The organism is Cytobacillus gottheilii (genome assembly GCF_001636345.1).
Classification (GTDB): Bacteria; Bacillota; Bacilli; order Bacillales; family Cytobacillaceae; genus Cytobacillus; species Cytobacillus gottheilii.
Genome location: NZ_KV440945.1, coordinates 1,228,506 through 1,255,072 on the forward strand (window position 1 = coordinate 1,228,506; position 26,567 = coordinate 1,255,072).

24 protein-coding genes are annotated in these 26,567 nt (G+C 39.5%); 18 read left to right on the top strand and 6 right to left on the bottom strand.

Features of this window, described 5'->3' with window-relative positions; translation table 11 throughout:
• Window positions 1-36: 36 nt before the first annotated feature.
• The gene (locus tag A6754_RS05925; protein WP_066442948.1) at window positions 37-1,296 is read right to left on the bottom strand and encodes a BaiN/RdsA family NAD(P)/FAD-dependent oxidoreductase; all 1,260 of its coding nucleotides are present in this window, start codon (window positions 1,294-1,296) and stop codon (window positions 37-39) included.
• Between the two features lie 345 nt (window positions 1,297-1,641).
• Between A6754_RS05925 and A6754_RS05930 the strand changes: the two genes are divergently transcribed.
• Both A6754_RS05930 and A6754_RS05935 read left to right on the top strand, forming a co-directional pair.
• The gene (locus A6754_RS05930; RefSeq protein ID WP_066442949.1) at window positions 1,642-3,255 is read left to right on the top strand and encodes a putative polysaccharide biosynthesis protein; all 1,614 of its coding nucleotides are present in this window, start codon (window positions 1,642-1,644) and stop codon (window positions 3,253-3,255) included.
• A gap of 22 nt (window positions 3,256-3,277) precedes the next feature.
• Complete coding sequence (locus A6754_RS05935) at window positions 3,278-3,994, top strand: pseudouridine synthase (protein ID WP_066442950.1); 717 nt, start codon at window positions 3,278-3,280, stop codon at window positions 3,992-3,994.
• A 75-nt stretch (window positions 3,995-4,069) separates the two neighbouring features.
• On the opposite strand, the gene A6754_RS05940 is transcribed toward A6754_RS05935, so the two are convergent.
• Window positions 4,070-4,291, bottom strand: a complete 222-nt coding sequence (locus A6754_RS05940; protein ID WP_066451410.1) for a DeoR family transcriptional regulator — start codon at window positions 4,289-4,291, stop codon at window positions 4,070-4,072.
• Window positions 4,292-4,703: 412 nt separating this feature from the next.
• Here A6754_RS05940 and A6754_RS05945 point away from each other — a divergent pair, with 412 nt between their 5' ends.
• The 12 genes from A6754_RS05945 to A6754_RS06000 all read left to right on the top strand — a co-directional run bounded on the left by A6754_RS05945 (window position 4,704) and on the right by A6754_RS06000 (window position 19,653).
• A complete protein-coding gene (locus A6754_RS05945) occupies window positions 4,704-6,011 on the top strand; it encodes a M48 family metallopeptidase (RefSeq protein WP_066442951.1) in 1,308 nt (435 codons plus the stop codon).
• Window positions 6,012-6,414: 403 nt separating this feature from the next.
• Window positions 6,415-7,371, top strand: coding sequence for an ABC transporter ATP-binding protein (locus tag A6754_RS05950; RefSeq protein ID WP_066442952.1), 957 nt, complete (start codon window positions 6,415-6,417; stop codon window positions 7,369-7,371).
• Window positions 7,364-8,881: an osmoprotectant update ABC transporter permease/substrate-binding subunit OpuFB gene (opuFB, locus tag A6754_RS05955; RefSeq protein WP_066442953.1), complete on the top strand. Its 1,518-nt coding sequence runs from the start codon at window positions 7,364-7,366 to the stop codon at window positions 8,879-8,881. The genes A6754_RS05950 and opuFB overlap by 8 nt, the downstream gene beginning before the upstream one ends.
• A gap of 475 nt (window positions 8,882-9,356) precedes the next feature.
• A complete protein-coding gene (locus A6754_RS05960) occupies window positions 9,357-10,070 on the top strand; it encodes an ABC transporter ATP-binding protein (RefSeq protein ID WP_066442954.1) in 714 nt (237 codons plus the stop codon).
• Window positions 10,063-11,253, top strand: coding sequence for an ABC transporter permease (locus tag A6754_RS05965; RefSeq protein WP_066442955.1), 1,191 nt, complete (start codon window positions 10,063-10,065; stop codon window positions 11,251-11,253). The genes A6754_RS05960 and A6754_RS05965 overlap by 8 nt, the downstream gene beginning before the upstream one ends.
• A gap of 88 nt (window positions 11,254-11,341) precedes the next feature.
• The gene (gene pepV / locus A6754_RS05970) at window positions 11,342-12,760 is read left to right on the top strand and encodes a dipeptidase PepV (RefSeq protein ID WP_066442956.1); all 1,419 of its coding nucleotides are present in this window, start codon (window positions 11,342-11,344) and stop codon (window positions 12,758-12,760) included.
• A 78-nt stretch (window positions 12,761-12,838) separates the two neighbouring features.
• Entirely contained in the window at window positions 12,839-13,696 is an 858-nt protein-coding gene (gene dat, locus A6754_RS05975) for a D-amino-acid transaminase (protein WP_066442957.1), read from the top strand.
• 150 nt (window positions 13,697-13,846) lie between these two features.
• Window positions 13,847-14,398 (top strand): RNA 2',3'-cyclic phosphodiesterase, encoded by a 552-nt coding sequence (thpR, locus tag A6754_RS05980; protein ID WP_257297417.1) that lies wholly within the window; start codon window positions 13,847-13,849, stop codon window positions 14,396-14,398.
• 106 nt (window positions 14,399-14,504) lie between these two features.
• Window positions 14,505-15,497, top strand: a complete 993-nt coding sequence (locus A6754_RS05985; protein WP_066442958.1) for a hypothetical protein — start codon at window positions 14,505-14,507, stop codon at window positions 15,495-15,497.
• Window positions 15,490-16,473 (top strand): diacylglycerol/lipid kinase family protein, encoded by a 984-nt coding sequence (locus tag A6754_RS05990; protein WP_066442959.1) that lies wholly within the window; start codon window positions 15,490-15,492, stop codon window positions 16,471-16,473. Before A6754_RS05985 ends, A6754_RS05990 begins: the two co-directional genes overlap by 8 nt.
• Window positions 16,470-18,617 carry a type I pullulanase gene (gene pulA, locus A6754_RS05995; protein WP_066451416.1) on the top strand — a complete coding sequence of 716 codons (2,148 nt, stop codon included), beginning with the start codon at window positions 16,470-16,472 and terminating at the stop codon, window positions 18,615-18,617. Before A6754_RS05990 ends, pulA begins: the two co-directional genes overlap by 4 nt.
• A 259-nt stretch (window positions 18,618-18,876) precedes the next feature.
• A complete protein-coding gene (locus A6754_RS06000) occupies window positions 18,877-19,653 on the top strand; it encodes a phosphotransferase family protein (RefSeq protein ID WP_066442960.1) in 777 nt (258 codons plus the stop codon).
• Here the strand turns inward: A6754_RS06000 and A6754_RS06005 are convergent.
• Window positions 19,650-19,928, bottom strand: coding sequence for a YtzH-like family protein (locus A6754_RS06005; RefSeq protein WP_066442961.1), 279 nt, complete (start codon window positions 19,926-19,928; stop codon window positions 19,650-19,652). The genes A6754_RS06000 and A6754_RS06005 overlap by 4 nt on opposite strands.
• 208 nt (window positions 19,929-20,136) lie before the next feature.
• On the opposite strand from A6754_RS06005, the gene trmB reads away from it, so the two are divergent.
• Window positions 20,137-20,775 (top strand): tRNA (guanosine(46)-N7)-methyltransferase TrmB, encoded by a 639-nt coding sequence (gene trmB, locus A6754_RS06010; protein ID WP_066442962.1) that lies wholly within the window; start codon window positions 20,137-20,139, stop codon window positions 20,773-20,775.
• A 198-nt stretch (window positions 20,776-20,973) separates the two neighbouring features.
• Here the strand turns inward: trmB and A6754_RS06015 are convergent, their stop codons facing one another.
• Window positions 20,974-21,288, bottom strand: a complete 315-nt coding sequence (locus A6754_RS06015; protein ID WP_066442963.1) for a PepSY domain-containing protein — start codon at window positions 21,286-21,288, stop codon at window positions 20,974-20,976.
• A 162-nt stretch (window positions 21,289-21,450) separates the two neighbouring features.
• Between A6754_RS06015 and A6754_RS06020 the strand changes: the two genes are divergently transcribed.
• Window positions 21,451-22,524, top strand: coding sequence for a M42 family metallopeptidase (locus tag A6754_RS06020; RefSeq protein ID WP_066442964.1), 1,074 nt, complete (start codon window positions 21,451-21,453; stop codon window positions 22,522-22,524).
• Between the two features lie 59 nt (window positions 22,525-22,583).
• Complete coding sequence (locus A6754_RS06025; RefSeq protein WP_066442965.1) at window positions 22,584-23,102, top strand: DUF84 family protein; 519 nt, start codon at window positions 22,584-22,586, stop codon at window positions 23,100-23,102.
• Between the two features lie 47 nt (window positions 23,103-23,149).
• On the opposite strand, the gene A6754_RS06030 is transcribed toward A6754_RS06025, so the two are convergent.
• Complete coding sequence (locus tag A6754_RS06030) at window positions 23,150-23,593, bottom strand: YtoQ family protein (RefSeq protein ID WP_066442966.1); 444 nt, start codon at window positions 23,591-23,593, stop codon at window positions 23,150-23,152.
• A 150-nt stretch (window positions 23,594-23,743) separates the two neighbouring features.
• Here A6754_RS06030 and A6754_RS06035 point away from each other — a divergent pair, with 150 nt between their 5' ends.
• A complete protein-coding gene (locus A6754_RS06035; protein ID WP_066442967.1) occupies window positions 23,744-24,250 on the top strand; it encodes a hypothetical protein in 507 nt (168 codons plus the stop codon).
• A gap of 234 nt (window positions 24,251-24,484) precedes the next feature.
• Here A6754_RS06035 and A6754_RS06040 read toward each other — a convergent pair whose 3' ends face one another.
• Window positions 24,485-26,563, bottom strand: a complete 2,079-nt coding sequence (locus A6754_RS06040; protein ID WP_066442968.1) for a methyl-accepting chemotaxis protein — start codon at window positions 26,561-26,563, stop codon at window positions 24,485-24,487.
• Window positions 26,564-26,567 lie beyond the last annotated feature (4 nt).

Consider the following 26,567-nt stretch of genomic DNA (forward strand, 5'->3'; position numbering starts at 1 on the left):
TGAATTATTCATTAGGCCATTTATGCTTGTTAATGGTTACCTTGAAAATAAAGCAGCATTTGTCCCTGCAAGTCTGCCTGTAACAAGAGCTGACGTAATATTGTAGCCCCCGGTATAACCATGTATATCTAGAATTTCTCCGCAAAAATACAATCCATTCATTTTCTTAGAGGCCATTGTCTGCGGTTCGACTTCTTTAACAGATACTCCGCCTCCAGTTACAAATGCTTTATCCAGCGGCAAGGAGCCGTTAACTGTGAATTGAAAGGATTTAACATTCTTAATAAATGTGCGGATCTTTTCATTTGAAATGGTCGCATTTTGTTCTGCAGGATCAATTTCACTTTTTTCTAAAAGGAATAACAAATATCTTTCCGGAATAAAACCTTTAAGTGTGTTTTTAATACTTTTTTTCGGTTCTTCCTTCATTTTTCTTACTGTATCCTGAAAGAGAGGCTCTTCTTTTACATCGGGCATACAATCAATACTCATCGTCACGGGCCCTTTTTCTTTTTTCATAGCTTTAACAGCAAATTGACTGCAGCGCAGAACGGCTGGACCACTGATGCCAAAGTGGGTGAAAAGCATATCCATTCGATGTGTAATCAGCGCTTTGCCTTTAGGGTTTAATACACTTAATGCAACACTTCGAAGAGATAACCCCTGCAGCGTTTTCTCTTTAATAAAAGATTCAGACGAAGTGAGCGGTACTTCTGTTGGAAAAAGATCTGTGATGGTGTGCCCAGCCTTTTCTGCCCAAGCATAACCATCTCCGGTTGATCCTGTATGAGGGACAGATTTGCCTCCAACAGCTATCACTATAGATTCAGTCTCAAAAATTTCGCCGCTATGAAGCTCGACTGATTGAACAGAATCATTCTTGTAATGAATATCTTTAATGGGACTATTCTTTTTTATTTGTACATTTAACTCTTTCAACCTATTAAGAAGGGCGTCAACAACAGATTGTGCTTTATCACTGACAGGAAACATTCTGCCATGATCTTCTTCCTTTAGGCGAATCCCCAGGTTCTCAAAGAAAGCGATAATGTCTTCATTGCTGAAGATATTGAGGGCACTATACAAGAACCTTCCATTGCCGGGAATATGCTTAATAATCTCATCGACGGGCAGTCTGTTTGTTACATTACAGCGCCCTCCGCCAGAAATCGCCAGCTTTCTTCCAAGTTTCTCACCTTTATCTATAAGAAGCACTTTTGCTTTGTTCTCAGCTGCTCCAATTGCGGCCATCAAACCAGATGGTCCTCCGCCAACTACAATTACGTCAAATTTCATTCTATCCACCAACTTATTTTGATTCGTTATATGCAACATCTTTTATTATACTTTATTTGTCACAATCATAAAAATAAAGAAGGAAATTTCCAGTTGAAAGTAGCATTCTGTAAAAAAGAAGAGTACACTACAAATAGTGTGCCAAAAAAAATGGAAGCACTAGATTTATGCATGTTTAGAAATTACACTTGGCTATTGGCCAAGTTTATTTGATTATAACTAAGAAACACGAAGCAAGGCGCTTCCGCTTTTCTTAAAAAACAGTGTCTAGCTGCAGGCGCTAGGGGCTCGAGGTGTCGCCCCTGGGCAAGCGCCTTCCGCTTTTCTGATAAGGGTAGGGGTTTTATGTCTTCGAAGCTATTGCGCGGTACGTTTATTTTAACACTTGGTACTTTTGTTTCTAAGCTCCTGGGGTTATTATATGTGATCCCATTTTCTCGTATTGTAGGGCCTGAGGGAACGATCCTTTATCAATACGCATATGTTCCTTATACCATTTTTCTAAGTATGTCCACCGCTGGTATTCCTCTTGCTATTTCTAAGTTTATTGCCAAATATAATGCTATTGAAGAATACTCAGTCGGCAGGCGGCTGTTTAAATCAGGCATTTGGGTTATGCTGGCAAGCGGGATCATCTGGTTTGCGATCCTTATGTATTTTGCTCCTGAGTTTGCGGCAGTGTTTACCGATGCAAAAGAGAACCAGAAGCTTGAGGAAACGGTAACAGTTATACGTGCAGTCAGTTTTGCGCTTATTATTATTCCTTTTATGAGCTTAATTCGCGGGTTTTTCCAAGGGCATCAGTCTATGGGGCCATCTGCGGTTTCACAAGTAGTGGAGCAAATTGTCCGTATTGTTTTCTTGCTTGGCGGAGCTTATGTTGTACTTTACATGATGGATGGATCTATTGTGGAGGCGGCTAGTGTCGCTACATTTGCAGCATTTATTGGAGGAATTGGCGGTCTTTCCGTCTTATTCTGGTATTGGTATAAAAGAAAGCCGCATTTGGATCAGCTGCAGCAGCATGATAGGGGCACAGCAGATATCTCCCTAAGGGACATGTACAAAGAAATCATTATTTATTCTATTCCATTCATCTTTGTTGGCGTTGCTAATCCTTTATTTCAGCTGATTGACTTGATGACGTTTAATAGAACTATGGATGGCATTGGAATTGATATAAATGAATCAGAATATCTTTTGAACATTTTAAACTTTGAAACCCATAAAATTGTTATCATTCCAGTGACACTGGCGATTTCGTTCTCGCTAACACTGATTCCAAGTATCACAAAAGCATTTGTGGATGAAGATCAGGCTTCACTTAATCGGCAGATGAATCAAAGCTTACAGGTTATGCTCTTTCTGACATTGCCTGCAGCTGTTGGTGTCGCTTTGCTGGCAGAACCTGTTTATACGCTATTTTATACAGCAGATATAGAAGGTGCAGCAATTCTGCGTACATATGCTCCGGTTGCTGTTTTATTCGCATTGTTTTCTGTGACCGCAGCTATTCTGCAGGGAATCAATGAGCAGCGATTTACTGTTTTAAGCTTGCTGGTTGGAATTTTAGTCAAGCTGAGCCTGAATGTCCCTTTCATCAGTTGGATGCAAACAGAGGGGGCCATTTATGCAACTGCTATTGGCTATTTAACAGCTATCACTATTAATTTCTATGTGATAAAGAAATTCTCTGGATACCGTTTTCGGTTCGTTTTTAGAAGAAGCCTGCTAATTGTTATTTTTACAGGCATTATGTTAGCTATTACGTTTTTCTTATATAAAGTGTTAACGATCTTTTTATCACCAGAGTCTGTTGCTCAGTCTGTTATGATTGTAATCCTTTGCGGTGTAATCGGATCGGGAGTTTATTTTTACCTCGGAATTAAATCGAGACTAGTGTACTTCCTCTTTGGTGACAAAGTCGATCGTCTGTTAAGCAAATTGAAATTAAAATAATGGAGGAAGGAGGATCAGTTTCATGAGAATTGATAAGATGCTTGCAAATCTCGGCTACGGAAGCCGTAAGGATGTAAAGAAGCTTTTGAAAAATGGTTCTGTAACCATTAATGAGGTGGCTGTTAAAGACGGAAAACAGCATGTGGACCCTGAGAATGATATAGTGATGATTCATGGAGAACAAGTAGAATATAAGGAATATATCTATCTGATGATGAACAAGCCGCAAGGGGTTATTTCTGCTACAGAGGATACCCGGCATGAAACGGTCATTGATATTTTAGAAGCAGAAGATGTTGTTTTTTCTCCTTTTCCAGTAGGCCGTTTAGATAAGGATACGGAAGGTTTACTTCTTTTGACTAATGACGGTCAGCTCTCACATAAACTTTTATCGCCAAAAAAGCATGTTCCAAAAACGTATTTTGCTGTCATTAACTCTGAAGTAACAGAGGAGGACCAGGAAGCCTTTAAAAAAGGTGTCATCTTAGATGATGGCTATGAAACGAAGCCTGCCACCTTAAAAATATTAAAATCTGGTCTTACTTCGGATATTGAACTGACGATCACAGAAGGAAAATTCCATCAAGTGAAAAGAATGTTTGAAGCGGTTGGAAAACGTGTGATGTATTTGAAAAGAATGTCAATGGGACCGCTTGAGCTTGATCCTTCGTTAGAACTTGGTGAATATCGGGAATTAACGGATGATGAGCTTGAATTGCTATTATCGTACGAATCGTAATATATAGGAATGCAGAAAAAATCGCCTATCCATTTAGGCGATTTTTTTATGGTTATAATTTATGTGTTGTGATGCTTAAGATGACATCTTCACCTTCTTTTGTGTAATCGTCCATTTGCCCCGGCTTGGACTTTTAACTAAGTCGTTATAGGCCAAGACGTTAAGGTCTCTTTGTATCGTTCGAGGTGTTATACCAAATTCCTCTACAAGCTCCTGAGTTGTTACAGTTCCGTGTTTGCTGATAAACATGTAAACGGATTTGATACGGTTTAACATCCGGTTAGTCGAAGGTTTCAAAAAACCACTCCCTATCCATTTTTCAAACCAATGGCAAAATTTCTGCAACCGACAGCCTTCAAAGAAGAAACGTGTCCTTCAAGCATATGTAGTTTTTTTCCTCAGACAACCCCTTTACAAAATGTCACACAATCTAAGATGTCGTACTACTATCCTAATTGTACCCTCATTGTCTGATAATTTCCACTTAGACGCAAAATATTAATCGAATTTTAACAAAACTTGCTGAAACCTCCTCTCAATGTCCTTCTAATACATCTATATGGCTGGAGAGGCTTAAAATATGTCTGAAAATTTCGGAAAATATGTTGTCAGGATAATGTAAAAAGTAATTAAAAAACACTATTTCCATCTGCTGTATATTATTCTATAATCGATAAGTATTGTAAAAAAATGATAGAAGGAGAATGGTATGGATCAATCATTACGTCAGCAATTAGTGCATCCTAAGGAAAATATTTATTTTGCACTTGTAATATTATTCAGTATTTTAACGTATGTGCTTCTTGCTGTTTCAATCATAGGTATAGCAATTATAGTCGTTTTACTTTTGCTTTCTGTTTTTCTTCAAGGTCTTATGATGGCTGGTATTAGAAGGAATGCCGTAAAGCTTAGTGAGGAGCAGTTTCCAAGATTATATGAGCTGGCTGCACAAACGGCTGCAGATATGGAACTGAAATCTGTTCCTGATATTTATGTTATGGAGTCAGAAGGCGTTTTAAATGCTTTTGCCACCAGATTTTTCAGAAGAAATATGGTTGTTTTATATTCCAGTATTTTTGAGATGGCAGAAAGAGGCGCGGAGAAAGAAGTACTGTTTGTGATGGCACATGAATTCGCCCACTTAAAGAGAAACCATGTGCTGGTCAATACGCTTATTTTACCAGCAATGTGGGTGCCGTTCTTGGGGACAGCTTATTCGCGTGCTTGTGAATATACTTGTGATCGCTATGCTGCTTATTATGTACAATCATATGAAGCCGCTAAGGACGCACTTACGATGCTTGCCATTGGTTCCAGCTTGTATCCGAAAGTAAACAAAGAAGCATATATGAAGCAACTGGAAACTGAAAGCGGATTTTTTGTCTGGTTAAATGAAAAACTCTCAACTCATCCGCATTTGCCAAAAAGATTATATGCTTTGTCACGTTTCTTCTCGAGTGAAATGACGCCTGTTCTAAAAGAATCAAAAGGCAAGGTTGTTATTGGAGTCATTATTTCATTTTTTGTATTCATTCTTTTAAGTGTTGCAGTTTGGTTTTCAATAAGCCAACTGGAAAAGCTCGATCTCTTTTCGGATTCCTTATATGAAGAGGATTATAGTTTTACTGGAGAAGAAATCCCTGTTGAAGGCGTTACGCCCCTTATGGATGCTGCCTTTAATAATGATACAGCTTCCATTCTCACTTTAATCGAGGAAGGGGAGGATATAGACGCTGTGGACTCTGAGGATACTTCTGTTCTGCATTGGGCTGTATATGGAGATAATCTTGAAGCTGCAGAGGTGCTTCTTCAAGCTGGTGCAAATCCTGATACAGTAGATTATACAGATTCTACTCCATTAATTACTGCTGCTGCAAATGGCAACGCGGAACTGACTGAACAACTGTTGAACTATGGCGCCGACTCAGCCTACATCGACGCTTCGGGTTCTACAGCATATGACTATGCTATGGAATATGGATATAATGATGTCGCTGCCTTGCTCGCAAACGATTAAAACAACATACAGAAAGCCAGGGGAATTCCTCTGGCTTTTTCTTTATTTATGCAGTTTTAAACTAATATAGAAATTAGTTTGTACCTTCTGACGTTTATAAAAATAGTAATAAGGATAAAAGAATTATAAACAAGTTAGTTAGCAAGAAAAAAATTCACTTTATGAAGATTTGGATACATTATTCATTTATCATTTTTGTGGAATTGGTTAGTCTGCAGGCTTTACATTTTTGCAATCCATTTAAGAGTGATAGAGTAAATATAGAATGACATATAGGAAGAAACAATTGATCATACTTATAAAATATAAGGGGATGGCTGATCATATTACATTTATGTATGAAAAGCACAAGCATGGGTCCCTGTTTTTTCATGTGTGTTAAATATTAAAGGGGCTGTGAGTGATGATCCGTTTTGAGGATGTTAAAAAGCAATATGATGGTTCTGTAGCTGTGAATGATCTCAATTTTGCCATTGAGGAGGGGGAGTTTTTTGTTTTAATTGGACCGAGCGGCTGCGGGAAGACAACGACACTGAAGATGATGAATCGTTTGATTGATCCGTCTGACGGTACCATTTTGATCGATAATAAAAGAATAACTGATTATGATATACATAAATTGCGTTACAATATCGGCTATGTGCTGCAGCAGATTGCTCTGTTTCCGCATATGACGATTGAAGAGAATATCGCTATTGTACCTCAGCTGAAAAAATGGAATGAGCAGGATATACAAGCAAGAGTATCAGAACTTCTGGCCATGGTGGGATTGAACCCAGAGGAATTTAAGGACCGAAAGCCTAATGAGCTTTCTGGCGGACAACAGCAGAGAATCGGGGTGGCGCGTGCTTTGGCAGCGGATCCGAAGCTGATCTTAATGGATGAGCCTTTCAGTGCGCTGGATCCGATTAGCAGGGAAAAGCTTCAAGATGATCTCTTAGAGCTGAAAAAAGCGATAAAGAAAACAATTGTTTTTGTTACACATGATATATCCGAAGCTCTGAAGCTTGGCGATCGCATCGGTATTATGAATGAAGGGAAGATGGTTCAGATCGGCACACCAGAAGAACTTCTGAATGCACCGCAAAATGAATTTGTAAAAAGCTTTATTGGCAGAAGTAATGATGAAACTCCTATCAATTTGGAAGAGCTTCTATCACCGCTTTCTCCAGAAATAGAGCTGTCGACTGTTAGGAAAATACATACAGGATTTACGATACAAGAGCTTCTTCATACCTTAAAAGAGGATGAGCAGGTTGTCATAATAGAAGATGATCAAGCACTCGGTTACATTGACCGGCAGGCAGTTATTGCCTACCTGGCGAGTGTTGCGGTAAAAGGGGGAAGCTTAAGTGAATGATTTTATGAATGTATTTTCAGATCGAAGGGGAGAGCTTCTTCAAGCGCTGATTGAACATATGCAAATTTCGTTTATCGCGCTCTTTTTTGCAGTATTGCTGGCAATTCCGATTGGAATCTTTTTAACACGGAAGGAGAGACTTGCCGAAAGCATCATTGGGATAACGGCAGTTCTGCAGACCATTCCATCGCTTGCTCTGCTTGGTTTATTAATTCCGCTATTTGGCATCGGCCGTGTGCCTGCCATTATTGCACTGGTTGCATATGCACTGCTGCCAATTCTAAGAAATACCTATACAGGCTTAAAAGAAGTAGATCCTTCCCTTTTGGAAGCTGCACGTGCCATGGGTATGAATACATATCAAAGACTTGGAAAAGTTGAGCTGCCGCTTGCAATGCCGGTTATAATGGCGGGAATTCGAACGGCAATGGTCCTGATTATTGGAACAGCCACTTTGGCTGCTTTAATTGGTGCAGGAGGTCTGGGAGATCTTATACTGCTTGGAATTGACCGAAACAATATCCTGCTCATTATTTTAGGTGCTGTACCAGCAGCACTGTTAGCTTTATTTTTTGATTTTATCTTGAAAAAAATTGAGCAATTATCCTTTAAAAAGTCTGTCACTGCCTTTACCATTATGGCTGCAGCAGCACTGTTAATTATTCTTTCACCTCTAATTTTTGCTGAGGAAGAAAGTGATCTTGTAATCGCGGGGAAGCTTGGCGCTGAACCAGAAATCCTTATAAATATGTATAAGCTGCTGATTGAAGATGAAACAGATCTCCAGGTCGAGTTAAAACCTGGTTTTGGTAAAACTTCTTTCGTATTTAATGCCTTGCAATCGGGAGATATTGATGTGTATCCAGAATTTACGGGTACAGCGATTGCAGAATTCCTGAAAGAAACGGCAGTGAGCACAGATGGAGAAGAAGTGTATGAACAGGCAAAAGAAGGCATGATGGAACAATATAATCTGACTTTATTAGAGCCAATGAGCTATAACAATACGTATGCACTGGCAGTTCCCAAAGAGGTGAGCGATCAATATGGAATCACATCAATCTCAGATGTCATTCCTGTGCAGCAGCAGATTAAACCAGGCTTCACATTAGAGTTTGCAGACAGGGAGGATGGATACCTGGGCATTCAGGAGCTATATGGCATCGAGTTTCCAGAAGTCATAACAATGGAACCGAAGCTTCGTTATCAGGCTGTTGAAAATGGAGAAATCAATATGGTTGATGCCTATTCAACAGACAGTGAACTCGAGCAATATGGTTTAACAGTGCTGGAAGATGATCAAGGACTATTTCCACCCTATCAGGGAGCACCTCTATTGAGAGAGGAAACAGCAGAAGCTTATCCCGAAGTGGTTGATGCATTAAACAAACTAGCTGGCAAAATCACAGATGCTGAAATGCGCGAAATGAACTACCAAGTGAATGTGGAAGGCAAAAGCCCTGAGGAAGTAGCTGAGGATTACTTAAAAAGTGAAGGATTGTTGGAATAGTAGGCTATATTAAGAAACAGACAAGATCTTGAGAACTAAAGTGGCATGGACATAAGTATTTAACACGACCATAGAACTGAATGGTTAGGAAGTTCATCTTTCTAATCATTCAGTTTTTTTGTTATTTTAAAATATATCTTTTTAACATGAGTGAAATGGAGCGGAGGATCTCGACTCCGGAGGGAAATAGAGGAAAGGGTGAGACCCCGCAGGCGTCCCGAGGAGGCTCAGCTTCCTCCCCTCGGAAAGCAAGAGTCCGCAGCGCAGGTGGCACGGTCTTGTTGAAAGGGTAAGACCCGTAGGCGTGCCGAGAAGGCTCAGTTTTTCAGCTTGGGAAAGCTAGACTCGGCAGTGTATGTGAAACGGACTGCATACTAAGCGAAATCAGTTAATTATTTATATCATTATCAAAAAAATACAAATTTACCAAAACCATTTCTTTTCTAATTCGTATAAATGATAGGGAGGGAAATGAATGAATCTATTACAAGTAAATATTAGAGCTGCTGGCTATGAAAAAGATGAAGCAAAAATAAAGGATATTGACTTTGCAATCGGGAGGGGCGAGCTCATCGGACTGATTGGACCAAATGGTGCTGGAAAAAGTACAACCATTAAAACACTGCTTGGACTCTTGCCCTATAAAGATGGAGAAATATTATTTAAAGAAAATGCAACGTATTCTTACATTCCTGAGCGGCCCATTTTTTACGATGAATTAACATTATGGGAGCACCTTGATTTTGTTGCAGCAGTAGAAGGACTGGATGATCGCACATATAAAGAGAAAGCGAATAAATTGCTGCAGCAATATAAATTAGCAGAGCATGCCCATGAATTTCCTGGAAAATATTCAAAGGGAATGCAGCAGAAAGCTATATTAGTATTATCGATGATCACAGACCCGGATATTTATATTATTGATGAGCCATTTATCGGATTAGATCCTAATGCAATGAAACTTTTTCTTGAATCGATCGAAGAAGAAAGAAAAAGAGGCGCGGGAATTTTAATGTCAACACATGTTTTGGATACAGCAGAAAAGGTTTGTGACCGTTTCTTAATGATTCATGAAGGACAGCTGCAGGCGGAAGGCACATTGGCAGACATAAGAGAGCAGTGCAGTTTGCCGAATGCTTCTCTCTTTGATTGTTTTCACCAAATAGCGGAGGGTAAGTCCAATGAATAGCAGCAGTATTTTTCTTCGAAGACTGAGGGAAAACCAGCGATACAAACGCAAAGTCTGGAGAACTGTGGCAGATTGGACTGTTGTTGTTTATATCATCATACCAGCCATACTTATTGGTATTTTTAGATTTATTTCATGGTGGCAGGAGACGCCATCATGGGCAGAGCCTCTCCCTCTATCAATCTTCTTTTTCGGATTATTCCTGCTGTCGTGGTACGGCAATATTCAGACATATGTGGAAGAAGCAGATAAATTGTTTTTAGTGAAAAAAAGAAAGCTTTTTCTGGGTGTAAAAGTTTTTGGCTATGGTTATTCATTGGCAGCAGAGGCTTTGAGCACAATTGCTATACTGATTATTCTCTCACCCATTCTTATTCTGAAATTTAATATTGGGAGCGGGCTAATTTTTTTATTATTCTTCTATTTATTTTCATTTCGCTCCACGATCCTAATTTGTAAATATTATTGGAAAAGGATAGAAAGCCGCTGGATCGGCATGTTCACAGGAATATGGTTATTTGCTGTTTTTGGCGGAATACATCTGGGTGCCTATTCTCTATTTGTGGGTGGAGACCTGTTGAATTTTGCACTGGCTGGTCTGAGTTTTATCCTGCTGGTTGGCAGTGTGATCGTTTCCTATCGGGCGCTGCAGCGCATTTCAACGATTGATCATGACATCAAGATGGGACAAGACAGCAAAAACTCAGGTATAAATATGATTTTTACCATTTCTCAGGATGTAGAGAAGCCTGTCATCACAAAAAGGAAACGTCCTCTTTTATTTAGAAGATCGAAAAGGATGTTCCAAAAGAGAACAAAGGCAAATGGGTTTACAGAACTATTTATAAAGGCATTTATACGTAATTTCTCTTATTGGCTCAGTTATTTTCAGATGACGTCCGTTGGTGCGGCCGCTATAGTTGTTATACCGCCGATGTGGATTAAATCCATTATCTTTTTCGCTTACTTGTTCATGATGTATACATGGCTTCAGTCTGTTTGGGATAAAGTCTTTCAGGTTAATCCAATTACAAAGAAATATACAGAAGCTGATGATTACTTTAAAGCAAGAAAAAGAACGATTTTGATTTTATACTTTATTGCGATTTTGCTGCTGATCGGAATCTCCTCAGTGGGATTGTTTATATATTCCTCTTTCTCTATACTGTATCAAATGCAATAATCAACTATTTTCATCGTTTTGTTTTATAATGTGATGAGAATGAAAAACCTATAAAAAATACATATAAAGATTTCGAGGAGGATGAATCATGAATGTGCTTGACTGGAACAAGGAAGTTAATAATCGAAAAGAAAGCCTGATTAAGGATACACAAGGTCTTCTGCAAATTAAAAGTGTGCTGGACGAAGAAAATGCAGCGAAAGATGCGCCGCTTGGACAAGGGGTAAAAGAGGCACTGGATTTCATGCTGACACTTGGTGAAAAGGACGGCTTTACAGCCAAAAATGTCGGCAATCTGGCAGGCCATTTAGAGTTTGGAGAAGGAGAAGAGATCGTCGGAATTCTATGTCATGTGGATGTTGTTCCAGAAGGTGATGGGTGGTCAAGTGATCCTTTTGGAGCTGAAATTCGTGATGGCAAAATTTTTGCCAGAGGAGCAATTGACGATAAAGGACCAACAATGGCAGCTTATTACGCGATGAAGATTGTGAAGGAATTGGACTTGCCTCTTTCCAAAAGAGTTCGCATGATTATAGGCACAGATGAAGAAAGCAATTGGCGCTGTGTGGATCATTATTTTAAGCATGAAGAAATGCCAACACTTGGATTTGCACCAGACGCTGATTTTCCAATCATTTATGCGGAGAAAGGGATCTCCGATTTCGATATTGTGCAGCTGAAAAAGGAACTGAAGGAAGCTGAAAATGTTCAGGCAGAAGTGAACAGCTTTCATTCAGGCTTGAGATATAATATGGTCCCTGATTTTGCGAAGGCTTCATTGCTGATCCACTTTGAACCAACCGAGATTGTGCAAAAGTACTCTGATTTTCTTCGGGATGGAGATCTAGAAGGTAAATATTATATGGATAATGGAATGTTAATTTTAGAACTTCAAGGCGTATCTGCTCATGGATTAGAGCCTGAAAATGGGAAGAATGCCGGCTTGCTGATGGCTAATTTCCTTGCGGGTATTCAGCTTGATGCAGAATCTCAGCATTTTATTACATTTACAAACCGCTATTTCTGCGGCGATTCACGCGGGAAAAAGCTTGGAATTGCGTTTGAGGATCATATCACAGGCGAATTAACCGTTAATGTTGGAAAACTCTCTTATACAAAAGAAGATGGCGGCCGTCTTGGTTTAACTGTTAGATACCCTGTTACGAATGAGATGGATCAAACAAAAGAAAAACTGGACCAGCTATTAGAAGAAAATCAGTTTGCCATTGAAAATTTTTCAGATTCAAAACCTCATCATGTTGCTGAAGATGATTTTCTTATTCAAACACTCAAAAAGGTGTATCAATTACAGACAGGGGAAGAACCGGAGCTGCTTTCAATCGGCGGCGGCACATATGCACGGTCGTTAAAATCTGGAGTTGCCTTTGGTCCGCTTTTCCCTGGAAGAGAAGACATTGCCCATCAAAAGGATGAATATATGTATATTGAGGATCTGGTGAAGGCTGCCGCGATTTATGCTCATGCTATTTTTGAGCTTGCCAAATAAGAGAATAGGCTGTTAAGATAGCAGAAAGTTTAGTGCTTTAAAGGGTGTTGGCAATTATTAGTGAGGGGTGCTGGAAAAATGGAATATGTCATTGTTAATGGAGAATTCGTAGAACGTTCACAAGCAAAAGTAGATATTGAGGACAGAGGTTTTCAATTTGGTGACGGTGTTTATGAAGTTATTCGCGTATATAATGGAAAAATGTTTACGGCAGATGAACATCTAGAACGCCTCCATGTGAGCGGAGAGAAAATTGGTCTGAAGATTCCCTATTCCGTTGAAGAACTTAAAGTACAGCTTGCAGAGCTGATCATCAAGAATGATTTAAAACTTGGAACGATCTATATGCAGTTCACAAGAGGGGTTTCACCTAGGAATCATCCGTTCCCCGCTGAAACAATTGTACCGGGTTTTACCGCAAATATTAAACATGTCGGACGTCCTTCTGAAAACATGGATAACGGAGTGAAAGCTCTATTAAAAGAAGATGTTCGCTGGCTGCTTTGCGATGTGAAAAGCTTAAATCTTCTTGGCAATCTTTTAGCTAAACAGGAAGCAGTTGCAGCAGGCTGTTTTGAAGCCATTCAGCACCGAGGCGAAACGGTGACAGAAGGCAGTGCCTCCAACATTTCTATTGTTAAGGACGGCAAAGTGTTTACACACCCTGCTACAAATCTCATTCTAAATGGAATTACAAGAAGAGTATTTCTTGATCTGTGTGAAAGAAATCAGATTCCATTTGCAGAGGAAGCCTTCACACTTACTGACCTATCAGAGGCTGATGAAGTGTTTTTATCAAGTACCACAGCTGAAATTATGCCGATCATTCAGATCAATGATAAGCCAGTCGGAGCAGGTGCGCCTGGACCGGTAACAAAGAAACTGCAAGAGCTGTTCCAGCAAGAGATCGAAGAACAGTGCGGGAAGATTATGTAAGGATAGAGACTCCTTCTAGATATTCTAGGAGGAGTTTTTTTATTCTTTCCGAAAGTAGTAATAAGCAGCACAGAATAAAATACCCAGCCTTTTTGGAAACTGCCTCCTTCATCTGCTAAAATGAAAAAAATGTATTTTGGAGGTTATTTTGTGGGAAGAGATCATTATTTCTTTGCTTTAAGTTTGCCAGAAGATCTAAAAAGGGAAATGTGGAGTTATTTTGAAACATATAAAGTAAACCTTCCATTTAAAACATGGGTTCACCAGGAAGACTATCATATTACACTTGCCTTTCTTGGCGGAGCGGAGCAAAACATGCTGGCAGAAGCGATCGATCTAGTGAGGAGTTCTCTGCAGCAGGAAGAAATAGGGTCTTTTTCATTACATATAGATAAGCTTGGTGTATTTGGCCAAGCTGATTCTCCGCGCATATTTTGGGCGGGATTGAAAGAAAGCCCGCCCTTGCATACGGTGAGAAAGAGAGTATACGATGCTTGTTTAAAAGCAGACTTCCAGCTCGAGACTCGTCCGTTCAAGCCCCATATAACAGTGGCAAGAAGATGGCAAGATCAGTCAGCCTATTCAAAAGAACTTCTTGAGCCTAAAGAATGGATGTTTATGGCAAAGGAAGTTGTGTTATACAAAACAAATATGCATCAAACACCAAAATACGAAAGAATAGCCATTTTTCCGTTACGGTAGATATATAATGAGATATAGGCAGTTATGCGAATACCATGCAGTAAGTTTGCGCATTTAAAAAAACGAAAAATAGCCTAAGAATAAAAGAAACAAGGCAGGGGCAGAAATGGGACAATTAATTAAATTACAAGACTATGTGTCAAGATATGAGCAGAATATATATTTATATCCTTCCAGATATGTCAGGCTCAAAAAGCAGCAATGGGAAAAACTGCAGGCAGCCTGGGAAAACAAAGATGAGCCATCACCTTTCTTTGAAAGAGCTTTATTGGAAGAAAATTGGACGCCTGAAGCAGAGGAAAAGCAGATTCTGCAGAAACTGAAAGGGCTTTTTAAAAATGATCGCAAAGCGGAAGAATTGATGGAGGTACATGCTGCGGAATCAAGCGGCGAAAAGCAAAATCAAGATCAAGACCAAGCTGAACAGCTGGAATTCAGTGTTACTTATAGCAGCAGACCGCATTCACTTGAACTTTTAAAACAGCAATTTCTCGATCAGATTTTTCGATTCCAAATGAAATGGGCGAGTTCCACCTTAATGGAAAAATCATTTGTCGATAAAACATTTTATTATAATGAACAGTTAAAGTATTTTCTGCAGCGCTTTCCAGACACTTTTCTTGTCTTATTCCGCCCGATTTTTCTGCTGAAAAATGCTCCGGTCGAAACAGAAACGATGGTCATCACACCGACTGAATTATGGTGCATCAGCTTCTTAGAAGAAGAGGAAAATACAGTGTTTGTGGGGTCTCAGGAACATTTTTGGCTAAAGCGCGGTAAAAATGGCGAAAAGAAAATATTAAATCCGATGCTTGCCTTAAATCGGACCGAAAAGATTGCTAAACAAATTTTTAAACTTCATGATATTGAATTGCCGATCAAAAAAGCAATCATCAGCAGAAATGGTTACATTGATTTCCCGGCAGCGCCAATCGATATTGAGTTTATAGAATCAAGAAAATATGAAGAATGGTTTCAGAGTATGAGGGGTCTGCGTTCACCTTTAAAGCATATTCAAATGAAAGCATCATCTCATCTGCTTCAATATTGTCTAACATCATCTATTCGACGGCTGGAATGGGAGCAGCAGGATGAATGAGCAGACTGACCAGCTTATATGTATCGTGAATCCGTCTGCGCAAAATGGGGGCTGTCTTAAAATATGGAGAAAACTTGAGGAACAGTTAAAAGCAGAAGACGTCTCTTACATTGCTTATTTTACAAAAGAAAAGAACCATGCTGCCGAACTGACAAAGAAGATTGCAGAACAGAAGCGGGGGAAACCTGTGCTCATTGCAGTGGTTGGCGGTGATGGTACGATGCACGAGGTCATGAATGGCGCGGTGAAATATAAGAATGTAAAAATCGCCTTTATACCAGGCGGGTCAGGAAATGACTTTTCAAAAGGTTTTCACGTTTCCAGTGATGCCATGACAGCCTTAAAAGAGTTATTGCCTATCAGAAATCAGAAAGGCACATATGTTGATATCGGTGTCATATACGAAAAAAACAATAAAGAACCAAATTATTTTATTAACAATATGGGTGCCGGTTTCGATGCGGAGGTTGCTTTTGAGGCGAACCATTCACCTTTTAAACAGCTGCTAAATGTATTTTCACTAGGCAAGCTGGCATATGTATTGATATTGCTTAAAAGGCTTTTCACATACCAGAGAACGGAATTAGATATAACAATTGACGGTAAACGCTATCAGTATACTAACGTTTGGTTTGTTGCGATTTCCAATCAGCCATACTACGGCGGAGGTATGAAGATTGCGCCCAAGGCTTCTCCCCTAGATGGCAAGCTCGATATAACCGTTGTTCATCATGTGTCCAGGTTGAAGCTTTTATTTGTTTTTCTAACTGTTTTTTCCGGTAATCATGTACATATAAAAGGTGTTGAAATATTTAAGGGAAAGTCGATTCAATTAGACTCCCGTTCCCAGCTTTCGGTTCATGCAGATGGAGAGGCGGCCGGGAATACCCCGATATCAGTTGCTCTTTTGCCGCGGCAAGTACAAGTTTTGAATGGAATTAATCAGAAGGAAAAAGAGGAGGTTCGGCAGTGTTGATTAAGATTGAAAGAGATTTTGAAGCATATTTAGATGAAATCAGCTTAATAACCATCCTGCTTCCTTATGATTATTATGAAGGAAAATCAGCTGCGTTTTTCATCAAAAAAGATCAAGAAAGAGTCCAGCTTGAATTGCTTGGCAGCGAGCCAATTGAGGAGTATGTAAAGTATTCTTGCAGACTGGATCAGAGTATAGATATTGGATCGGAGTATTGGATTGAAGATGAACATGGAAATGAAACTGATTTACAAATAGGTGCCGTCATTCGCACAGAGGAATTTGATGAATTATTTTATACAGAGTGCAAATTGGGTTTTACTTATGCAAAGGAAAAGACGTCTTTTGCTCTATGGGCTCCAACAGCTGGGAAGGTGAAACTGAGACTTATTAATGATGATGGCAGTGATTCACAAGAAGAGCTGATGAAAAGAGGAGATAAAGGAGTTTGGGAGCTGACAATCGATGGCGACCTGGAAGGAAGAAAATATACGTATCTTGTGTGCGTTAATTTACGCTGGCAGGAGTCTGTGGATCCATATGCTGTTGCGCTTACGCCAAACGGAGAGCATGGTGTGATTGTTGATTTGAAAAAGACAGCTATGACGAAAAGAGAGCTGCCAGCGTTAAGCAGTCCTGTAGATGCCATTATTTACGAAACACATATTCGTGATTTCACGATCCATCATGATAGCGGTGTAAGTCAAAAAGGTTTATATAATGGTGCGGGTGAAATAAACACTAAAAGCAGTGATGGAGGATTGACAGGATTATCATATGCTGCTGATCTTGGTGTAACTCATATTCAATTTCTTCCTTTTCATGATTTTGCAGGTGTAGATGAAGTAAAGAGTAATAACGAATATAATTGGGGCTATAATCCCCTTCATTTTAATGTACCTGACGGCAGCTATTCAACTGATCCCGGAGATCCTTACGCACGAATTATAGAATTGAAGGAATTAATATCTACTGTCCATTCTTTAGGTTTAAGGGTTATAACAGATGTCGTTTACAATCATGTATACGAACGGGAAAGTTCTTCATTTGAAAAGATTGTTCCCGGCTATTTTTTTCGGCATGATGCTTTCGGTATGCCATCAAATGGAACAGGGGTCGGAAACGACATTGCCTCAGAGCGGAAAATGGTAAGGAAATTCATTATCGATTCTGTATTGTTTTGGCAAAAAGAATATTATGTTGACGGTTTTCGCTTTGATTTGATGGGAATCCTTGATGTTGAAACCATGAACCTGATTAGAGAAAAAACGGTTGAAAACGATTCTTCTGTTCTTTTATTGGGAGAAGGGTGGGAGTTGAATACTCCTATACCGGCAGAGAAGAAAGCAAGTATGCGGAATCAGTCTAAGATGCCGGGAATTGCTCATTTTAATGATCGATTTAGGGATCGAATAAAAGGCAGTACATTTCATTTATACGATAAAGGCTTTGCTTTAGGAAATGCAGGTTATTACCAGGATGCTGCGGAAGTGATTTGCGGAAGTATTGGAATGCTGGATGAGAAGGGATTATTCCTCTCTCCTGAACAGTCCATTAACTATGTGGAGGCACATGATAATCATACGCTCTGGGATAAGATCACAGCCTGTTTTCCGGATGAAGATGAACACGAATTAATGCTGCGCCATCGATTGTCTACCGTGATGACAATCTTGGCTCAAGGTGTTCCATTTCTTCACAGCGGACAGGAATTTTTCCGCACAAAGCAAGGAGTGGGAAATAGCTACCGTTCTTCAAATGATATTAATCAGATGGATTGGAGCAGAAAAGAAAAATATGTTGACCATGTAGATTACATTAAGGGAATTCTCTCAATCCGCAAAAAACACGGAGCATTTCGCTTCCGAGAGGCAGAGAGGATTCGAAAGCATCTCCGTATTCTAGAAGAGCGGAAGCCTGTTTTAGGTTTTGCACTGCAGGAAGTAAAGGAGTTTGGAAGCTGGAACCAAATACTGGTGTTCATCAATCCTTTTCATGATGTTTGTATTGCGGATCTTCCTGAAGGAAGGTGGTCTGTAATCGCAAACGATCAATATGCAGGAATAAATGAGCTTGAAGCTGTTTCGGAAAATTTCAAATTGAAGCCTATCAGCACGTACGTTCTAATTCAGGAGGAAATATAAAAGCTTATGGAGATAGACTTGACGGCTAAAGCCCTAAAGAGATAAAATTTACTATTATAGCTATTGTTGAAATGGAATCAATAGCTTTTTTTTATTGGAAAAATTGAAGGAGCTTTTACAAAGCCCTAATGGTTCAAATGCAGTAAAACTTGAATAATAAATTAAAATAATGCATACATGCAACGTTGGGCTTCAGCTGCTGAAGCCTAATTTAGCTATCGAGTAAAGCTGAAGCATAGCAAATTGAAGGTGAACAATCTTGGAACATTTTTTTGGAGAGGAATGGGAAATTGTACCCGCTGGGGGAGCAACTGGCGAAGCTTATTTTGCTCAGTTTGAACAGCAAAGATTATTTCTGAAAAGAAATTCTTCCCCCTTTCTCGCTGTATTATCTGCAGAGGGTATTGTCCCTAAGCTCGTTTGGACAAAGAGAATGGAAAACGGTGATGTGGTAACAGCCCAGCAATGGCTGAATGGCAGAGAGCTGAAAGCAGCGGACATGAATGATGAGCGAGTGGCAAAGCTGTTGAACAAAATCCATTCCTCTAAGCCGCTGCTTGCTATGCTAATGAGGATCGGGAAACCGCCTTTACAGCCTGAAAGCTTATTAAATATGGTTAATACGCAGTTAGATCCTTCACTTAGGCACCATGATCATGTACAAAAGGGCCTTCAATTTTTGCATTCATCCATTGAGCAAATTGATTGTGAAGAGGTAACGGTTTGTCATTGTGATGTCAATCATAACAACTGGCTGCTGACTGAGGACAACCAGTTGTATCTAATTGATTGGGATGGTGCCATGATTGCAGATCCAGCCATTGATCTTGGCATGCTTCTTTACTGGTATATTCCTGAAGACCAGTGGGAAGAATGGGTGCAGCGTTATGGTGTACAATTAACGGATCATTTGCGTCTGCGCATGAAGTGGTATGTCATTGCTCAAACGCTTCATTTTATACAATGGCACAAAAGTAAGGAACGTTATTCTGAAATGGATAAGTGGATAGAGTTCCTTACTGCTGTTTTAGACTAAGAATATTGATTGATTTCACTCACCCATTGTGAGAGCTCCTGCTGATTAGATTCAATATGCTGATCTAATTCCGGTGCAGCGATCCCATTTTGGCTATAGCGGTAAATTTCTTCTAAAACAGGCTGGATATGGCGATCTGAATTGGTTTGAACCATTAAAGATTTGACTAATCGTTCAAGCTGTTCACATTCTGCAACAGAGCCGCAGCAATCATTTTGATGATTGCTTAAAATATCTTTTAATAATGAAAACTGATCCTGCTGGTTTAATGGCATAACAGACATCCTTTCTGCTTAAGAATGATTACATTTGCGAATAGTTTATTTCTAAGCTCTATAAAGCAGAGAAAAAGGGAATCACAACTAGGTTGTGATTCCCTTGTTTATTTATACGTGGCAGAATCTTGAATACACTCTATAAGGGTTGCGCTTAAAGGTTCTGCATGATATGTTTTGAAGGATATTATTTTTTAGGAGTGTCAGTATGCGACAAAGAAATAAGCCTTGGGCTAAAGATAAATTAAATGAATATCCACAATATGTGATCGCTTCGCCACAAGAACATAAAGGCAATTGGGACACTGTTTTTGATCAGAAGCAGCCTCTGCATATCGAAATTGGTACAGGCAAAGGCAGATTTATAACAGGAATGGCAAAGGCAAATCCTCATATAAACTATATAGGCATTGAATTGGCAGAAAGTGTGATTGTAACAGCACTGGACCGCATTATTGAGGAAGAAATTCCGAATGTTAAATTAATGAATGTGAACGCAAATGACCTTGAAGAGTTTTTTGCTAAAGGTGATGTTGACCGCGTATATTTAAACTTCTCAGATCCATGGCCTAAATCACGCCATGCTAAAAGAAGGCTAACTTATAAAAGCTTTTTGCAGATTTATGAAAATATTCTCGTTGATCAGGGAGAAATTCATTTCAAGACAGATAACCAAGGGTTATTTGAGTACTCTTTAACAAGCTTTTCAGAATACGGAATGCTGTTAACTTATGTAAGTCTTGATCTGCATAAAAGCGACTATGAAGGAAATATTATGACAGAATATGAAGAAAAATTTTCAAATAAAGGCAGCAGAATTTATCGCTGTGAGGTTCGCTATCAATAAGCTTATCCTTTTTGGATAAGTTTTTTTTGTCCCGGTTATTTTTGGAGATAAATTGACATTGCCTTGAATAAATCATATTTACGGCGAAAATAATGACTTTTAGTACACCTTAATATTAAACGAGTTTTAATTAAAAATTTTTAAATCGATGAAGCTTATAAAATCAACAAACCGCGGCAAATTCAGCCGCGGCACTCATTATACAAGCTTAAATACTTCTAATATCGTTCCTGTTTTTGCGTCTGCAATAAATTCAAATTGCTCAGTGACATCATCCTGCTGTCTGGAAATACCGCCCTTATATACATCATAATGAAGCAGTCCTTTTTCATAAGGCTCAGCTTTCATATGTATCCACGAACCGCTGATTGGACCTTCTTCTTTAAACAGCCTTTTTGCATGATCCAATACTTTATCAGCAGACTGCAATGATTTTTCAGCCAGCAGTTCTTTTGCTGCATAGCCGCTGACAAGGCCGATTCCTAATCCAAGTAAAAATGATCTCCATTTCATGAAAGCACCTCCAAAGATAATTGCTATATTCATCTTATCAAAAAAAGCGAATGATACAAACCTATCAATTGAAAAGGTGGCAAGCATTGTGAAAGTTCTGTAAAATAGGATTTATACATAATGCATTCTTTTGCAGTGTGCAAAATAAAGGAGCTAATAAAAATGAATGAAAAAACATTGCAGCTTTTTAAAACATTAACAGAGCTTCCTGGTGCTCCAGGAAATGAGCATGCTGTTCGAAAATTTATGCGTGAGCAGCTGAGCAAAAATAGTGATGAGATTGTACAGGATCATTTAGGAAGTATTTTTGGTGTAAAACGCGGAGATGCCAATGGACCAACTGTCATGGTTGCCGGTCATATGGACGAGGTTGGCTTTATGGTCACTTCCATTACTGAAAATGGAATGCTGCGCTTTCAGACATTAGGCGGCTGGTGGAGCCAAGTATTGCTGGCGCAAAGAGTACAAATCATTACCGATAACGGTCCAATTATTGGTGTCATCGGCTCTATTCCGCCTCACCTTCTTGATGAAGCAAAACGCAGCAAGCCAATGGATATTAAAAACATGCTGATTGATATCGGTGCGGATGACAAAGCAAATGCCATTGAACTTGGCATCAAGCCAGGGCAGCAAATCGTCCCATTATGTGACTTTACTCCAATGGCAAATGAAAAGAAAATTTTAGCCAAAGCATGGGATAATCGCTATGGCTGTGGCTTAGCAGTTGAACTTCTTGAAGAAGTAAAGGATGAAAAGCTTCCAAACATCCTTTATTCAGGAGCAACTGTTCAAGAAGAGGTTGGCTTAAGAGGTGCACAAACAGCAGCAAATATGATTAAACCAGATATTTTCTTCGCGCTTGATGCAAGTCCAGCCAATGATATGTCAGGGAATAAAAATGAGTTTGGCCAGCTTGGCAAAGGGGCATTGCTTCGAATTCTTGACCGTTCAATGGTTACTCACCGCGGAATGCGTGAATTCATTTTAGACACAGCAGAAACAAACAACATTCCATACCAGTACTTTGTTTCTCAAGGCGGCACAGATGCAGGACGTGTCCACGTTTCGAATGAAGGAATTCCTAGCGGCGTTATTGGAATCTGCTCAAGATACATCCATACACACGCATCCATTGTCCATGTCGATGACTATGCTGCAGCGAAGGAACTGCTTGTAAAGCTAGTGAAGGCAAGTGACCGTGCGACAGTAGACTCTATTCGTCAAAATAGCTAAAGATTGTTGAGGCAGCTTAGGCTGCCTCTTTATTTATACATATTAAGTGAGGTTTGAAGATGAAAAAAATAATAATCGGCAGCAAAAACCCAGCAAAAATTTTAGCGGCTGAAACTGCTTTTCAAGAATATCCGGCAGAGCTTTTTTCCATTGATGCTGCTTCAAATGTTAGCGAACAGCCATTTTCTGATGAAGAGACTATTAGCGGTGCAATTAACCGTGCCCGCGATGCTATGCAAAAAGGCAGCGGAGAGATTGGCATTGGGTTAGAGGGCGGAGTTGTCGAAACAGAATATGGTCTGTATCTCTGCAATTGGGGAGCTCTTTATGAAGAAGGCCAGCCCCCTATTATTGCAGGAGGAGCAAGGATTCCGCTGTCTGAAGAAATAGCTGTAAAGCTGCGGGCAGGTATGGAACTGGGTCCTGTAATGGATGAGTATGCCCAAAAGGAAAATGTACGGAAAAAAGATGGAGCTATAGGAATCTTTACTTCAGGCCGCATTTCTCGGATTGATATGTTTACACATATTTGTTGCATGCTGCTTGGACAATATGAATACAGAAATCGGGCCGATTAGCTAAAAGAGCAGAAAGAAATCCGCAAGTAAATCTTGCGGATTCTATATTAGTTAGAAAATACGTACTGAACTACTTGAAGAGCTTGATCTACATGCTCTACCGTAACATGTGCTTTTTGGGATAATTCCTTAAGCGGATGATGCAATGATTCTGGGCGAATCAGAATGAGCGGCTTTCCAAGTGAAACGGCAGCGCTGGCATCCATAGCCGTATTCCATTGCTTATATTTTTCGCCAAACAAAGCAATTACCAGGTCGCTTTTTTGTAATAACAGCTCTGTGCGCAAGTTGTTTATGCTTGATGCGGCTTCATCACGAAGAATGTCATTTGGCTGAGTGCCCAGAATTTCCTCTCCAATATAATCAGAGCGGTCATGGTCTTCCATAGGTCCATAAAATGTAACTGGAAGCTCTAATGCCTCCGCTTTTTCTTTGATCTCTTTTCTCCAGTCAGAATGAATTTCCCCTGCTAAGTAAATTGAAAGCTTCATGGGATCTACCTCCTTTGTAACATCTTACCACTTTTTCCTTCGGCAGCCGATATATTCGCTCTCCAATTTTCTTTAAAGGGTTGTCAGACGAATATTGGAAAATGTATGATAGAATAGGACAATTGAAATGTTGACAGGGAGGAAAAAAGTATGAGGAAGATTTCGGTCGGTTCCTTGCTCTTACTTCTCAGTATCCTATTCATAAGCGGCTGTTCCGCTTCTTTAAATGAAGAAAAAAGTACGATTACTGAGGCAGTTAAGGACGCCTTTCAAACATCACCAGAAAATACAAACAATGAAAATGAAGATATTGCATTTTACTTGCCTCAAGGCTATGAAATCGAAGAAGAAACTGATAACAATGTCATTTTAAACAATGGAAATAAAACGTATATTCTTTTTTACAATCAAAACGAAGCATCTGACAGTAAAGTTGTATATGATTCAACAATTAACCAAGGTGACTATGAAGTCAATGAAACGTTTGAAAAAGAAGACGGCTTTGGTTTCTTACTAATTAAAGAAGCTGAAGAGAAACTAAATGAAATGACGGTAGGAATCGGCGGTGTAAAGCTTACTACCCAAGCAAAAACAAGTGAACTGTCTGAAACGGCTTCTTCGATGATGGAAATTGCACAATCCGTTGCAGTGAAATAAAAGGTGTTTCTGAAACACCCTTATGTCCAGTTTGAATGGCATAAGGGTGTTTTTTTAGATAGTGTTGGAGTTATTACGCCCGAAGTCGAGCGTAGTGGCTGAGTTGGGTAGTGAAAAAAGAGTTTTAACAACCGAATTCAGGAGAAATGGCGCAGCTCGGTAGTTAAAACACAATCATAAAAAAATCCCCCAAAATACGCTAAAACTATATTTTGAGAGATCAATTACAAATCGCTATTTTTTTATTCTCCACTTCACATTCATTTTTAATTTCGGAAATTTTAGTCTAACTCCACGTTTTTTCTTTTCTTTTTTACCGGCCTCTTCCACAGCTGACTCCTCTAAACTAAATAAACTAACTTCCTGCTGGAGATCGCTGGCGATTTGGCTAAGTTCAACTGCAGCAAGGTTAACTTTTGAAATGGCATCAAGTTGGGTTTCGCTTGAGGCAGCAACTTCTTCAGCTGTTGCAGCTGATGTGTGTGATACTAGGAAAACTCCCTCTATCCGGTTGGTTAAAAGGTGGTTGGAATTTTGTACTTCCTTAACGGCTGATTCAATCGTCTTGGTTTTCCCGCTTATCGAGTGAACATGCAAAACGATGGATTCAAATGCCGTTTTGGTTGATTGAACTGCTTCTCCTTGCCGTGTCTTATAATCATTAAATTTTTCAGACTCCTGCAGCAGCTGATCCATTTTTTGATTCATGGAAATAATGAGCTGATGAATCGTTTGTGCCTCTGTTTTAGAGCGTTCAGCCAGTTTTTTTACTTCAGCAGCAACCACCGCAAACCCTTTACCTGAATCACCTGCCCTGGCAGCCTCAATGGCAGCATTTAATGCTAATAGGTTTGTGCTTTCTGCAATATCCTGAATCGTATCCACAATGGATGTAATATTAGATGTGTGTGCAGATGCTTCGCCCACTTTTTCAATTAAATGATTAGATAAAAGAAGAAATTGATCAGAAACCTCCTGTAAGTCTCTTGCCGTATGAAGTCCTTGCTGGCCTTGTTTTTCAGTTAAATCAGCATCTGCTGAAATCTCGGAGCTTAATTTCTCAGTTCGTTTGATCGCGGACGAAACCCGTTCAATTTCTGCTCTGCTGTCCTCCAGCTGCACGGATTGCTCCTCAGCTCCAATTGCAATTTGTTTAATCGCGCTATCAACCTCATTTGCCTGTGCTGTCGTTTCCTCTGAAATGGCTGCTAGATGCTGGGAAGACGCCTGTAGCTGTGTAGAGGAATCAAGAATCTGAAAAAAGGATTTTTGCACCTTTTCTGCCATGCCATTAAAGGTTTGAGCGAGCAGGCTTAATTCATCGCTGCCCTTAAATGGAACCCGATAGGCTAAGTTCCCGTTTCCGATTTTTTCTGCTCCTGCCTTCAAGGAAGAAATAGAACTGGTGATATTGCGCATCAAATAGATTCCAATTAGGCTTAATACGAGAACAAGGACAAAGCTTATTCCGTAAATGATCCAGTTAATCAGTTCATTTTGTTTATTGATGTCACTAACTAGAGTCTGCTGATTGGACAGGACTGCTTGTTCGGCTTCAGCAATCGCTTGTTCAATTGCATTTGCTTGTCCATCGAATTGTGCAATAAATTCCCCCGTTTGCTGGTAGGAACTGTGTATGGTAGTTAGGGCATTTTGATAATCCGATAATCTTCTTGTTAAATAATCTTTTGAGCTTGCTTCAATATCCTCATCACGATCAATAATAGACTGCAGATTACTGCCAGTTTCTGAAAATGATTGGAATGAATCTTCCTCTCTTGCAGCTAAATATTGCTTTTCGTACATTCTCATTTGCAGCAGCTGTTCATCAATTACAGGGTTATTCATGAATTGTGTCAGGGATGTGATTTGTTTGGCATTGCTTTCAATTTGACCTTTTAACCCATGCTGATTATTGTAGCCAATTTGCTCATACATGCCTGATAATTCAGTGAAGAGTTTCATATATGTATCAGATATAAGGGCAACAGAATCGAACTGTTCTTTAATTTCTTTGTTATCCTGCAGCTTTCCAAGTCTTTCTGCTTCGGCTTTCACTCGAACGATCGTCTGTGCTACTAAGTCAACACTGCTTTGGTCTGGTGCCCGTAAAAATTGCTGTTCATATTTTCTGGTCATGGCCATATTGTACTTGATTTCCTTACTGCTGCTGACTGTTTCTTGAAGTAATTGTTCCTGATCTCTGCTGCTTTCTTGAACCGTGTTTAAAAGAATAATAAATGCTAATAGAAGAACGAGCCCTCCAATGGTCATATACAGAAGAAAACTTAATTTAGCTCGTATGGTCTTCATGAAA